Source organism: Arthrobacter sp. B0316-1-20, assembly GCF_059091865.1.
The window spans coordinates 118,821-131,652 of sequence record NZ_JBNHHC010000001.1 but is presented as its reverse complement, the minus strand read 5'-3'; the positions used below and the strand labels follow the sequence as shown (position 1 = coordinate 131,652).

Annotated in this window: 13 protein-coding genes; 8 read left to right on the top strand and 5 right to left on the bottom strand. The window is 68.1% G+C overall.

Annotated features, from left to right (window positions below):
- Positions 1-2 precede the first annotated feature (2 nt).
- The 6 genes from AC5RW2_RS00595 (at position 3) to AC5RW2_RS00570 (ending at position 6,789) form a co-directional block, all read left to right on the top strand.
- A complete protein-coding gene (locus AC5RW2_RS00595) occupies positions 3-953 on the top strand; it encodes an ABC transporter permease (RefSeq protein ID WP_494073413.1) in 951 nt (316 codons plus the stop codon).
- Positions 950-1,834 carry an ABC transporter permease gene (locus AC5RW2_RS00590; RefSeq protein ID WP_494073412.1) on the top strand — a complete coding sequence of 295 codons (885 nt, stop codon included), beginning with the start codon at positions 950-952 and terminating at the stop codon, positions 1,832-1,834. Before AC5RW2_RS00595 ends, AC5RW2_RS00590 begins: the two co-directional genes overlap by 4 nt.
- On the top strand, positions 1,831-2,688 hold the full coding sequence (locus AC5RW2_RS00585; RefSeq protein WP_494073411.1) for an ABC transporter ATP-binding protein: 858 nt from the start codon (positions 1,831-1,833) through the stop codon (positions 2,686-2,688). The genes AC5RW2_RS00590 and AC5RW2_RS00585 overlap by 4 nt, the downstream gene beginning before the upstream one ends.
- On the top strand, positions 2,685-3,521 hold the full coding sequence (locus AC5RW2_RS00580; RefSeq protein WP_494073410.1) for an ATP-binding cassette domain-containing protein: 837 nt from the start codon (positions 2,685-2,687) through the stop codon (positions 3,519-3,521). The genes AC5RW2_RS00585 and AC5RW2_RS00580 overlap by 4 nt, the downstream gene beginning before the upstream one ends.
- Positions 3,485-5,080 (top strand): chlorohydrolase family protein, encoded by a 1,596-nt coding sequence (locus AC5RW2_RS00575; RefSeq protein WP_494073409.1) that lies wholly within the window; start codon positions 3,485-3,487, stop codon positions 5,078-5,080. The genes AC5RW2_RS00580 and AC5RW2_RS00575 overlap by 37 nt, the downstream gene beginning before the upstream one ends.
- Before the next feature lie 602 nt (positions 5,081-5,682).
- Positions 5,683-6,789 (top strand): hypothetical protein, encoded by a 1,107-nt coding sequence (locus tag AC5RW2_RS00570; protein ID WP_494073408.1) that lies wholly within the window; start codon positions 5,683-5,685, stop codon positions 6,787-6,789.
- Between the two features lie 250 nt (positions 6,790-7,039).
- Here AC5RW2_RS00570 and AC5RW2_RS00565 read toward each other — a convergent pair whose 3' ends face one another.
- Together AC5RW2_RS00565 and AC5RW2_RS00560 are read right to left on the bottom strand one after the other, a co-directional pair.
- Positions 7,040-7,756 carry an NADPH-dependent FMN reductase gene (locus tag AC5RW2_RS00565; protein WP_494026255.1) on the bottom strand — a complete coding sequence of 239 codons (717 nt, stop codon included), beginning with the start codon at positions 7,754-7,756 and terminating at the stop codon, positions 7,040-7,042.
- 289 nt (positions 7,757-8,045) lie between these two features.
- On the bottom strand, positions 8,046-8,555 hold the full coding sequence (locus AC5RW2_RS00560; protein WP_494073407.1) for an Lrp/AsnC family transcriptional regulator: 510 nt from the start codon (positions 8,553-8,555) through the stop codon (positions 8,046-8,048).
- 132 nt (positions 8,556-8,687) lie between these two features.
- On the opposite strand from AC5RW2_RS00560, the gene AC5RW2_RS00555 reads away from it, so the two are divergent.
- Together AC5RW2_RS00555 and AC5RW2_RS00550 are read left to right on the top strand one after the other, a co-directional pair.
- Complete coding sequence (locus AC5RW2_RS00555; protein ID WP_494001715.1) at positions 8,688-9,935, top strand: NAD(P)/FAD-dependent oxidoreductase; 1,248 nt, start codon at positions 8,688-8,690, stop codon at positions 9,933-9,935.
- A gap of 99 nt (positions 9,936-10,034) precedes the next feature.
- Positions 10,035-10,247, top strand: coding sequence for a FitA-like ribbon-helix-helix domain-containing protein (locus tag AC5RW2_RS00550; protein WP_494014636.1), 213 nt, complete (start codon positions 10,035-10,037; stop codon positions 10,245-10,247).
- 189 nt (positions 10,248-10,436) lie between these two features.
- On the opposite strand, the gene AC5RW2_RS00545 is transcribed toward AC5RW2_RS00550, so the two are convergent.
- The 3 genes from AC5RW2_RS00545 to AC5RW2_RS00535 all read right to left on the bottom strand — a co-directional run bounded on the left by AC5RW2_RS00545 (position 10,437) and on the right by AC5RW2_RS00535 (position 12,822).
- Positions 10,437-11,747, bottom strand: a complete 1,311-nt coding sequence (locus AC5RW2_RS00545) for an Nramp family divalent metal transporter (protein ID WP_494026257.1) — start codon at positions 11,745-11,747, stop codon at positions 10,437-10,439.
- 401 nt (positions 11,748-12,148) lie between these two features.
- Positions 12,149-12,676, bottom strand: coding sequence for a PIN domain-containing protein (locus AC5RW2_RS00540; protein ID WP_494073406.1), 528 nt, complete (start codon positions 12,674-12,676; stop codon positions 12,149-12,151).
- Entirely contained in the window at positions 12,673-12,822 is a 150-nt protein-coding gene (locus AC5RW2_RS00535; protein ID WP_494001719.1) for a hypothetical protein, read from the bottom strand. The genes AC5RW2_RS00540 and AC5RW2_RS00535 overlap by 4 nt, the downstream gene beginning before the upstream one ends.
- Positions 12,823-12,832: the final 10 nt, after the last annotated feature.

Here is a 12,832-nt window from a genome sequence, read left to right as displayed (position 1 = left end):
CCGTGTCCATCCCCGCATTCCTCCTGCGACGTATGGGCGGCCTGCTGCTTGTGCTCCTCGTGACCTCCTTCGTGGTCTTCGGCATGCTGTACCTCGCTCCCGGGAGCCCATTGAGCTTCGTGCTCGGTCCCCGGGGCGGCACTGCCGAGCAGATCGCGCGGGTCACGGCCCAGTACCACCTCGATGATCCGTTTTTCGTGCGGTACTTCTCGTGGATCGGAGACGTCTTGAGCGGAAACCTCGGTGATTCCGTGGTCTACCGCCAGCCCGTGTCCGACCTCATCGGCGGTCGCATCGGCACGACGGTCGCGCTTATCGCCCTCGCCACGCTCATCATCGCCGTGGTGGGCGTCGGGCTCGGGCTCGTCGCCTCGCTCAAGGGCGGCTGGGTCGACCAGGTCGTCACCACGCTCGCGACCCTCGGCCTCGCCACCCCGGCGTTCGTCGTCGGCGTCGCGCTGATCAGCGTCTTCGCGGTAGGTCTGGGATGGTTCCCGACGAATGGCACCGGAAGCGGCGGGATTAACACGCTATATCACCTCACGCTCCCGGCGCTCGCCCTCGCTGTCGCCAGCGCGGCCTACCAAGCCCGCATCACGCGCGCTTCCGTGCTAGAGGAGGAGGGCCGCGAGCACGTGCAGACCGCCGTCGCACGCGGCCTCCGCTCCGGTATCATCGTGCGCCGCCACATCCTGCGGAACGCGCTGATCCCGGTCACGACCGTGCTCGGGCTCACCGTCGCGACGCTTATCGCCGGCGCCGTCGTGATCGAGAACGTGTTCGCGCTCGACGGGCTCGGCTCGCTCCTGGTCCGCGCGATCCTCCAGCGCGACTTCGCCGTCGTACAAGCCGTGATCCTAGTGCTCGTCGTCGCATTCGTCATGGTCAACGCCATCGTTGACTTCCTGTACACGATCATCGATCCGCGCATCCAGTTGGGGAGCAAGAAATGACCGCACCTCGCACCACACAGATCCCGCGACGGGGCGCTCAGTTTCAAAATCCGGGCCGCTTCACGCTCGCGGGTCGCAAGCTCGGGCCGACCGGCATCATCGCGGTCGCCGTGCTCGCCGTGTTCGTCGGGGCGGCGCTCTTCGCTCCGTGGCTAGCTCCCTACGACCCCGACTTTCCCGATCTGTTCGCTGCCCTCTCTGGGCCGAGCGCGCAGCATCTGCTCGGCGCCGACGCGCTCGGTCGAGACCTGCTGTCGCGCCTTATGTACGGCGCGCGCATTACGCTACTCGGGCCGACGCTCGTGATCCTCATCGCGACCGTCGTCGGCACGGCGCTCGCGCTCATCGCGGCGTGGAACCGCGGCAGAGTCGACACCGCGATCTCGTGGGTGCTCGACGTGCTGTTCGCGGTACCCGGCATCGTGTTTGCGCTCATCGCGGTCGCGATCTTCGGCCCGAATCTACCGACCGTGGTGGTCGGACTCTCAATCGGCTACATCCCGTACGTCGCCCGCGTGGTGCGCGGCGCGGCGCTCCGCGAGCGCGGTATGCCCTACGTGCAGGCGGCGTGGCTGCAGGGTCAATCAGGGGTCGGCATCAGCGTGGGGCAGATTTTCCCCAACGTGCAGCCGATCGTCGTGGCGCAGGCCGTCTCGTCGCTCGGGTTCGCGGTGATCGATCTCGCCGCCGTCTCGTTCCTCGGGCTCGGTGTGCAGCCGCCCACCGCAGACCTCGGCCTCATGGTGAAGAGCGGCTTCGACTCCCTAATGCGCGGCCAGGCGCTTGAAGCGATCGCGGCGGGTCTCGCGATCGTGCTCATCGTGTGGAGCATCACCGTCATCGGCGACCGGCTCGCCTCGAACGCAAGGAGCATCCGATGAGCGCACCGCTGCTCGAAGTGGAGAATTTGCACGCCAGCCTCGTCACCAAGTACCGCCGGCTCGATCTGCTGAACGGCGTGAGCTTCACGCTTGACCGCGGCGAGGCCCTCGGCCTCGTCGGGGAGTCGGGATCGGGCAAGTCGCTCACGACGCGCGCCATCACCCGCATGCTCGGGAAGGGCTTCCGCACGGAGGGCGCAGTCCGCTTTGACGGTAAATCGGTGCTCGGCATGAAGCGGGAGGCGCTGCGGAAGTACCGTGCCAGAGACGTGGGCATGATCTTCCAAGATCCGCGCGCCCACGTGAACCCGGTGCACACCGTCGGCGACTTCCTCACGGAGGCGCTGGTGCGCGACCGTGGGGTGAAACTCGACGAGGCGAGGCGCCGCGCGGTGCAGTTACTCGACGATGTTGGCGTGCGGCACGCGGAGCGCCGACTCGTGCAGTACCCGCACGAGCTCTCCGGCGGGATGCTGCAGCGCGTGATGATCGCGAGCGTACTGCTCGCTGAACCACAGTTGATCCTCGCCGACGAGCCGACCACCGCGCTCGACGTCACCGCTCAATCCGATGTCATGGCAATCCTCGACGAACAGCGCAAGGCGCGCGGGCTCTCGCTGCTCTTCATCACGCACGATCTCGAGCTCGCGAACGCCTGCTGCGATCGGCTCGCCGTGATGTACGCCGGCGAGATCGTTGAGCAGGGCGCGCACGTCTACGAGTCACCGCGTCATCCGTACACCGTCGAACTGCTCGATGCGCGGCCGAGCATCGAGGAGCGCCTCGAGCGCCTCCCCGTACTCAAGTACAACCTGGAGATTCACCAAGCACTGAAGGCGAGGGCCGACGCATGAATGCACCCATCATCACCGTGGGCGAACTGCGCAAGGTGTTCCCGGCGCCGCGCGGCTCCAAGAACGAGGACGTCGTCGCCGTCGACGGCGTCTCGTTCGACCTGCACGCAGACGAGTGCCTCGCGATCGTGGGAGAGTCGGGGTCGGGCAAGACGACGGTCGCCCGCATGATCGTGGGGCTCGAGACCGTGACCGGGGGCACCGTGACCGTGCACGGGCAGGACCGCACGGCCGCTCCCCGCAGCCTCGCCGCCCGCCGAGAACGCGCTCGCGAGGTGCAGTACGTCTTCCAAGATCCCTACTCGTCGCTCAACGCGCGGCAGCGCATCGGCGAGGTCATCATGTCGAACCTGCGACTGCATGCGCGGTCCGCGGGCGCAGAGTCCCCGGCCAGCACGGTGAAGCAGCGCGCGCAGGCAATTCTCGATTCGGTCGGTCTGGCGCAGCGCATGTTTGACCGATTTCCGAAGGAGCTCTCGGGCGGCCAGCGCCAGCGCGTCGCGATCGCGCGGGCGCTCGCGGCAGACCCGCAGGTGATCGTGCTCGACGAGGCGGTCGCGGCTCTCGACGTGTCGATTCAGGCGCAGATCCTTAACTTGCTCTCCGACATCAAGGCGGAGCGCCGGGTGAGCTACCTCTTCATCTCACACGACCTCGCGGTCGTCAATCAGATCTCCGACCGCATGGTCGTCATGGAGAACGGGGTGATCGTCGATCAGGGGGTGACTTCGGAGCTGCTCGCGCAACCGACCCACCCGTACACCCGCTCGCTGCGGGCTGCGGTGCCGGGGCCGGGATGGAAACCGACGCGTCGCGAGAAACTGGCCTCATGACCTGCGCTTGCGACAACTACGCCGCACCCGAGGCCCCGCAAGCATCGCACGCCCCGCGCACCACCGCCGTTCGCGCCGCGTACGCAATCGTGCACGAGTTGCAACGGGACGGCGGCGCGGGGTTCGCGGAGATGCGGGACGCTACGGTGCTTGTCGCCGGCGAGTCCATCGTCGCGATTGAGAGCCGCGCGGCGGGGGCCAAGCTCGCGGACCGAGCCGATCAGGTGATCGACCTCGGCGAGAGTCTCCTGATGCCTGGCCTCATCGACCTCGAGGGGCTCGTCGATATCGATCACCTGCTGCTGGACTCCTGGTGGAGTCCCGGGCACGAGGCGCGTTTGCAGTGGTCGGACGCCTACGCCCGGGTCCCGCGCGAGGTGCTGTCAGCCTCCGACCGCAGCCTGCTGCGGCGATATGGACTCGTGCAATTGCTGCTACACGGCATCACGAGCGCACTGCCGATCTCGACCGAAGTGCATGGCGCGTGGGCCGAAACCCATGACGATCTACTCGACACTGCGCGCACCGCGAGCGCGCTAGGCATACGCGTCTTTCTCGGGCCGTCGTACCGTTCGGGCGTACATGTGACGCGAGCCGACGGGTCAGCGGGCATCCACTGGGACGAGCGGCGGGGCGAGGCGTCGTTCGCCGATGCCCTGCGCTTCCTCGACACCGTGGACGAGCTGGCCGACCCGCTCCTCACAGCCGTGCTTGCGCCGTGTCGCATCGAGACGGTGAGCGACGAGATTCTCGCCGAGACCGGGCGCATCTCGGCCGAGCGCGGCGTGCTTGTGCGGGCCCACGCGACGCAGGGGCTCGACTCCGAGATCGGCGTGCTCGCGAGGGAACGCGGCACGACGCCCCTCGGGCTGTTGGAACAATCGGGGCTGCTGAACGATCGGCTTATTCTCGCGCACGGCGTGTACCTCGACGTGCACCCCGAGGTGCACGGGGAGGATCGCGGAGACCTCGCCCGGCTCGCCGCGGCCGGGGTATCGATCGCCCACTGCCCGCTCACGAGCGCGCGCTACGCGTTCTTGCTTGAGCGCTTGTCGCAGTATCTGGACGCCGGAGTGAACATCGCGCTCGGCACCGACTCGTTTCCGCCTGACCTGATACGAGCCATCGACACCGGGGTGCAGCTCGCGAAGGCCCAGCACCACGATCTCGGGCGGGGCATGCTCGCGGAGTATGTGGAGGCGGCGACGCTAGGGGGGGCCCGAGCGCTACAGCGACCCGACCTCGGCCGCATTGCGCCGGGAGCCGCCGCCGATCTTGTCGCGTTCGCGCTCGACGATGTGCGCATGGGGGCAGTTGACGACCCGATCCGCACGCTCGTGCTCGCCGGAACCGGCCGGGACGCGCGTTTCAGCATGGTCGCGGGGCGGGTCGTTATGCGCGACGGGGCGATTCCGGGTGTCGATCTCGACGAGCTGCGCCGCGAGGGGCAGCGCGTCTTCGAGCAGTTACGCGCGGCGTACCCCGAGCGCGACGCGCTCGCCGGGCCGAACGGTTCGAGCGAAGCGGAGCTGTTCCCGCCCGTGTTCCCACCGGCCTGAACGGACCTGCCGCAGCCGGCGCACCCGTCTCCGCGGCACGCGCCGCCTTCAGGCTGATCGGATGAGTGACTACTGGCGCATCGTTCATCAGCACGGACATCGTGGCGTTCAGTCGCACTGCGATCATGCTGAGCTGCCGCACCGAGAACGGCGTGACGGGTATCGGGATTCCCACCCCTCAGGGCATCTTCTTCGTCGCTGACGACGCGCAGGGTGAGCCCGTCGTGTACGCCCGCTTTAAGGCGACGCCCGGCACCGAACGGCTGCGCTCCGAGCCGGCGACTGCCTCCGGTAATTCAGCGAGCTGCAGATCAAACGTGACCCTGGGGGCCTGCGTCGTGATGCGATGGTACAGGCCCCGCGCGGTGGGTTGTTTTCCGGCCGTGATCCAGGTCAGCGTGCCCTCGTCCAGGCGATGTCGGTGGGAAGGCGCAGGACGTGTGGCCGCGCCCGTGCCGCGCGCTTCTGCGCGTTGAAGAGGTCATCGAGCTAGATGCGGGTGCCGCCGTCCATGGCGGACTTTCAGCGGAACTATTCGAGTCCGAACCCCAGTCGGCAAGACTAGGGTTCGCCGGCTTCCGGCCCCGTCGGATACTGGCCCCGTGACACTCATGATCGTGTGCGGTCTGCTGGCGGCCGCGGGGCTGGCAGTCCTGGGCTTCCGCGGCAGGGAGCAGTTCCAGTCGCCCTCGGGTAGGGACGACGGCGGTGCGGCAACAGGTAGCGACGGCGGTGCCCCCGTGAACAGCGGCTATGTCCTCGTGGACGACCACGTCTCCCTTGTGCAGGACGCCGGTGACGTAGGGAATGACCACGCCACCGTGTACGACGGCGCGCTCGTCCTCGACGGCGGCACCTACGGGAACGACGACGGAGCGCTTCCGCGCCGCGGCCGCGCCCTGCCGGGTGGCGGCGGTGCGCTCCTGGCGCACGTTGCGCGCAGGGTGCTGTGGTGGGCGACAGTGCTGCTGGTCGCAGGCGGGGTGGCCGGGCTGTGCATGGCGGGCGCCGGCGGCCGGTTGATCATGCGCCTGTTGGCGGTGACGTCGCCGGAGGACGACGGAAGGCTGACCGATAACAACCAGACCATCGGAGAGATCAGCCTGGAAGGGACCGGGAGCTTCGTCCTTTTCGGCGCGGCCATCGGCTGCGGGACGGCACTCCTCTACGGCTTGGTGCGGTGGTGGCTGCCGGCCGGCCGGGCCGGCGGAGCGGCCTTCGGGCTGTTGCTGTTATTAGTACTCGGTACCGCGCTTGGGCCGTTGCAGCCGGACAGCCGGGACTTTGAGGTGGTGGGCCCTGGCTGGCTCTCGATCGCGGCCTTCTCCGCGCTGGCCATTGCCCACGGCATGCTCGTCGCGGTGGCCACGGCTTGGCTGTCCCGTCGCCTCCCGCTGCTGCGGACGGCCAAGGACCTGCAATGGTACCTTCCGCTGCTGCTCCTACTGGTCCCGCTGGGCGGCGCCAGCGTGGTGGTCGCGGCCTGGATCGTCGCCGCCGTCGTGGTGGGCTGGGCACTTGCGGCCCTCAGAGTGAAGCTCTTCGCAGACTGGCGCGCCGGGCGGCCTGCGGGCCCGGGACGGCGGGAAGAACTGCTGCAGCGGAGGGTACTGCTGGGCGGACGCATCGCTTTGGTGGTGCTGGCTTCGGCCTGCACGCCCGGTTTCATCATCTCCATGGCCACCATCCTTGCGGCCGAGCGCGGGTAGTCCACCTACTGCTTCGGTGGGTTCAGCCGACTTAGCGGTGCCGCTCCATTTGCTGCGGCGGGTTCAGCCGACTTAGCGGTGCCGCACCGATTTGCTTCGGCGGGTCAGTCGACGGAACGGTGCCGCGGCCGCAGAGAACAGCACCGCCCCCGCCGGATGGGGAAACGGCGGGGGCGGTGCTGGCCGGCCCGAAGACCGGCGGCAGGACAGCCCGCCGAACGGAGGCGGCGGGCGTGCCGGGCTTGGGGTCTTAAGCGGCGGCGTTCTGCGGAGTGCGGATGGTGGCGAAGCCTTGTGCCCACAGCACAAGCTGGTCGGTCATCGGGGCCAGCGTTCCGGCATTCTGCTCGGTCGGCTTGAACTCGGAGAAGTTTTCGAAGTCGGTGAACAGCGAGAACATCACCTGGTTGCGGACCACAGCTACCTGCAGCTCGGCCAGCATATTGCGCAGGTGTTCGGCGGCGCGGACGCCGCCCATCGAGCCGTAGGAAACGATGCCGGCAGCCTTGTTGTTGAACTCAACGTTCAGGTAGGACAACGCGTTGGCCAGCGCGGACGAGACCGTGTGGTTGTATTCGTTGGCCACGAAAATGTAGCCGTCAAACTCGCTGATCTTGGCCGACCAGGCCTTGGTGTGGTCGGCCTGGTAGTTCTGGTACGCGGCCGGGTAGGCCTCGTCCAGCAGCGGCAGATTGAAGTCGGCGATGTCGACGACCTCAAAGGTGGCGTCCGTCCGAGCGGCCAGTTCGGCGGCGACCCAGTTGGCGACGGAGTCATTGACCCGGCCGGGGCGCGTGCTGCCGGTGATGATGGCGATCTTAGGGAGGCCGGCGGCGGCTTCGCTGCGAGCGGCCTCGGCCGGCTGGGCGACGGGTGCATCCGTGCGGGGTTCCGCAGCGGAGGCCGCAGGGTTGGCGGCAGACCGGCGGGCGCTGGACTTGCTGAAAAGATTCTTAAACCAGGACATTGCAGCCTTCGATAGATTGCTTGAGCTTTCAACTATCCTATCCGGCCGAAGAATGACATGTCAACAAAGGATAAGGCTGGCCCGCTCCAGGGCATGGGTGGGGCGACTGGGATCGCCCTGAATCCGGGCCGGCGCGGCGGAGAGGCGGGCTCTTCCGGGGTTCCGCAGCCAGGGTACGGGCGTGCCCATAGAAGCCGGCTCCCCAAATAGGGAGCGAGACACGCCTCCGGGCAGCCCTCCCCCTCGCCAACATGGCGAGACCGAACCCCACGAGGACACCCTCTCCCCATCAGGGAGCGAGCGAACTGCCGGGCGGGCGGACGTGTTCGAAGATGACCGTGGTATTCGTGCCGGCAACCTCGGGGCGGACGCTGAGGTTGTTCGCGACCAGGTCGCGCAGCGCGTTGGAGTCCGCCACGGCGACATGGATCAGGAAGTCGCGGTCGCCGGTCACAAAGAAAATCCCCTCCACCGCGGACAGGCCTGACAGGAAGTCCTTGAACTGGGTCAGGTTCGACCGCGCGTGCGCCTGCAAGCGGATGGAGATCAGCGCCTGCAGGCCGCGCCCCACGGCCGCAGGGTCCACGTCGGCATGGAAACCGCGGATCACGCCGCGTTCGCGCAGGGAGCGGATCCGGCTCAAGCACGTCGAGGGGGCGATGCCGGCCGCCGCCGCGATCGCGTTGTTGGGGGTTCGGGCGTCGGCTTGGAGCATCTCGACGATCAACCGGTCGATGCGGTCCAGCCCCGACCCCGCGGGAGCCCCGAACGGGCGTCGAAGATCATTCGATTCGACCATGTGATCACCACCACTTTCTGAACTTACTGCCTGCGTGCCTCACTCTTACAGAATCTTCTCCTAACGGCTTGAGAAACGGGTAAACATTCTTCAGGATGGGTCCGAGAGAAGAGTCGACCCGAGGAGCACACGATGTACTCTCGCGCACACGCCCCGAGCACCGCCGTCGTCGTGGGTGCAGGCATGGTTGGCTTGGCCACCGCCTGGCATCTGCAGGAACGCGGCGTGGAAGTCACCGTTCTGGACCGATCCGGCGTCGCCGCCGGCGCCTCGTGGGGCAATGCCGGCTGGCTCACGCCCGGCATGGCCATGCCGTTGTCGGATCCGACCGTCTGGACCTACGGGCCTAAGGCGCTGGTTGACCCCACGGCGCCGCTGCACATTCCCGCCCGCCTGGACCCGCAGCTGTGGAAGTTCCTGGCCCGCTTCGCGCTGCACGGCACGCAGAAGGCCTGGGACCGGACCATGGCCGCGCTGACGCCGATCGACAAGATGGCGCTGGAGAGCTTCGATGAGCTGACCGATAACGGCGTCGAATCGTGGACGCGCAAGGGACCCTTCATCGTCGGGTTCGAGGCGGAGAAAGAAAGCCGCCACTTTGTCCACGAGCTGGCCAACGTGGAGAAGGCCGGCCAGTCCGTCCCGCTGAGCCGCCTGGACAACCCCCAGGTCAAGGTGCCGCAGCTGTCCGCCGGCGTCTCGACGGTGTTCGAGCTGGAAGGCCAGCGGTTCCTTGAGCCCGGCCCGTTCGTCGAGGCCCTTGCCGCATCCGTGGTGGCACGCGGCGGAAAAATCATTTCCGGCGCCGAAGTGCGCTCCCTGCGCCACGGCCACACCGGGATCTCCGTGGAGACCTACGCGCATGAGCCGTTCCACGCCGACGTCGTGGTCCTGGCCACCGGTGCCTGGCTGCCCGATCTCGCCAAGCCGCTGGGCGTTCGCACCATGGTGCAGGCCGGGCGCGGATACTCGTTCAGCGTGGCCACCGACCAGCCGGCCGAGTTCCCCATTTACTTCCCGGCGCGCCGCGTCGCCTGCACCCCCTACGAGGGACGGCTGCGCATCGCCGGAACCATGGAGTTCCGCGGCCCGGACGAACCGCTGCAGACCGGGCGGATCGACGCGATCCTGGCCGCCGTGCGGCCGCTGTTCACCAACATGGACCTGGAGAACCTCGAGGATCTCTGGGTCGGCCCGCGCCCGGTCACACCCGACGGGCTGCCGCTCATCGGCGCCACCCGCTCCCCCGGCGTGTACGTTGCCGGCGGGCACGGCATGTGGGGCATCGTGCTGGGCCCGGCGACCGGCAAGCTGCTGGCAGAACAGATTGTCACCGGCCGGGTGCCCGACGAGATCCGGCCGTTCGACCCGCTGCGCTGACCCTGCTGACGGCCGCTGACGACCCGCTGACAGCTCGTCCGGGGCGGGACTAGTATGGGCGGCACTTGGGGCGCCATGCTCCACGGGAAGGTGACTGTCATGGAATCGCTCACGGTGCCCGGGCTGGACGCGCGGACCATGGAAGGACTCCGGATCCTGGCCGATACCCACCATCGCTCACCCGAAGCTGAGGCCCGGGCGATCCTTGTGCAGGCAGTACGCGGGCTGGGCGAGGCGGACGAACTCCTGGCTTCGATCATCGGCGACGACGATTCGCGCCACGACGGCGAACGCCGGACCGGCCGGCAGTAGGCGGGCCCGTCGCCGCGCGGCGCCCGACCGCGCAGGCAGTCGACGCGCTCAACACCGCGCCGGCGCCGTCGAGCGCTCAAAACCGCGCCACCGCCGCCGAGCGTTCAAAACCGGGCGCCCGCCGTCGTCGTTGTTAAACAAGCGCTGCCCCGCACCGAAACGGTGCGGGGCAGCGGAGCCTGCGGGAAATCAGCCGCCGAAGAGCGGCGAGACGGAGTTCCACAACTGGTAGACACCGAGGACCACGAACAGCAGGGCACAGATGCCCAGCGCGATGTTCGTGTGCAGGCGGTTGGCCCATTCCTTCGGGATCCGCTTGCCGTTGAGCAGGCCCAGCAGCGTCAGTGCCAGGAACGGCATGAACAACGACCCCAGGGCGCCGTACAGCAGGATCAGCGCGATCGGCTTGCCCAGCATGAACAGCAACATGGGCGGGAACGTCAGCCAGAGGACGTAGAACTTGAAGTACTTGCCGCCCACGCGCGTGTCCGGGTGGCCGGACTCCTTCTTGCGCATGTTGCCCCAGAAGTCGGCGAACATCAGGGACACGCCGTTCCAGACGCCGATGATGGAGGAGAAGGAGGCGGCCCAGAAACCGACGAGGAAGCCGGTGCCGACCACGTCTCCGTACTCATCCTTGAGTACCCCGTACAGGTCCAGCAGTCCTTCGTCGCCGGCGCTCAGTGAAACACCCGCGGTGCGGACCACTTCGGCGCCGACAATCAACATGGCGATGACGAAGATGCCGGTCATGACGTAGGCCACGGAGTTGTCGATGCGCATGACGCGCATCCACTTGGGTGTGTGCCAGCCCTTTTCGCGCAGCCAGTAGCCGTAGGCCGCCAGCGTGATGGTGCCGCCCACGCCGCCCGCGAGCGCCAGGGTGTAGAACACCGCGCCCTCTTCCTGCGGGATCATGGGCACCAGGCCGCCGATCATCTCCGGGATGTTGGGCACGGCGATGATGGCCAGCCCGACGACGGTAACGAACATCAGCCCGACGAAGAAGGCGGTGATCTTCTCGAAGGTGGCGTACTTGCCGAACCAGACCATGACAAATCCGGCCAGGCCCATCAGGATCGCCCAGGCCCACAGCGGCAGCACCGGGAACATCGCGGCCAGCGGCAGCGCTGCCGATGACATTGCCGTGGCACCGTAGACGAAGCCCCAGATCATGATGTACGGACCGAAGTACCAGGTGGTCCAGCGGCCCAGCGAGCGCCAGCCCTCAAAGATCGTCTTGCCCGTTGCCAGGGTAAAGCGTCCGGCACCTTCAACAAGGATGATCTTCAGGATGACGCCGACGATCACCGCCCAGAACAGCCCGTAGCCGTACCGGGAGCCCGCCACCAGCGTGGCCACCATGTCCGCGGCGCCGACGCCTGTGGCGGCGACAACGAGACCGGGACCGACGATCTTCCACTTGGCGGGAGCGCCGCCGTCGTTATCCACCCGTGCAGCGGCATCGAGCGTGCCCGGGGCATTGTTCTCAGTGGCCATGAGCCATGTATTCCTTACCGTGATGGAGCTTGTCCGCAGAAAGAGGGGGCAAGAGTGCCGCCCGTCACCGGACCCCGTCCAGTTTCTCACGCGTTCTGAACGCCCGGTCGGTAAATAGCCGAGGCGGCCACTCGCGGAACCGTTCGGCGCAACACAGGCACCCTTCGGCGGGAAAGTGGCGTGCGATTGTGGTCGTTCGCATACCCGCTGCGGTTGATCACGGGGGTCGGGGGGCGTCGGACGAGGTCGGTCCTCTGGGTGCGGCGCTGGGGGTGCGGGCCGCGGTGTGCTTGGGGTGCGGCGCTCGGGGCGCGGGCCGCGGTGTGCTCGGGCTGCGGTGCTCGGGGCGCGGGCCGCGGTGTGCTCGGGGTGCGGTGCTCCCGCCCGTGGATGCTGCAAGCCTATGGATGGGCCGGCACCCAGGGGTCGCAGGCTTCGACCGCAAGCCGCCGATAGGCCTCGGCGTTGCCGGACACCACGGTCAGGCAGTGCCTGGAGGCGGTCGCGGCGATCAGCGACTCGACGGCCGGCACGTCCTGAATGGCCAGCGGCGCCCACGCCTCGGCCACCTGCTGGTCCACCGGCAGGATAAAGGCCGAGAACCGCGCGGTCAGCTCGACCAGCCACGCGTCGGCCTGCCCGGTCAGCGCGGCTTCCTGGGTGCTCAGCGCACGCAGCTCCCCCAGGGTCAGGGCGGAGATGTAGACCCGGGACCGCCGGCGCCGCCGCAGGAAGTCGACGACGGCGAGGGCCGGGCTTTCGCGCCTGAGCTCGACCACGACGTCGGTGTCCAGCAGCAGCCCGCGGGCCCGCCGCGGTCCGGTAGCGGCGGCCGGCTCCTGTGCGGCTGCGGGAGTCTGAGGCGTGGGCGCGGCCGTCGCCTGCGCGACCGTGGGGGCCTTCGCCGTCGGCACGGTCCGCGTGGTCATTGCGCCGCGGCGATGTCGCGCTGCTGCCCGCGGGGCTGCCGGGCGGCATCCAGCAGGAAGTCTACGAAGGCCTCGCGCGCTGCGGAAACCTGTTCATAGTCGGCCAGGCTCAAGACCTGCAGTTGCGGGGAGTGAGGGATGTCCATGGCAGCCGGC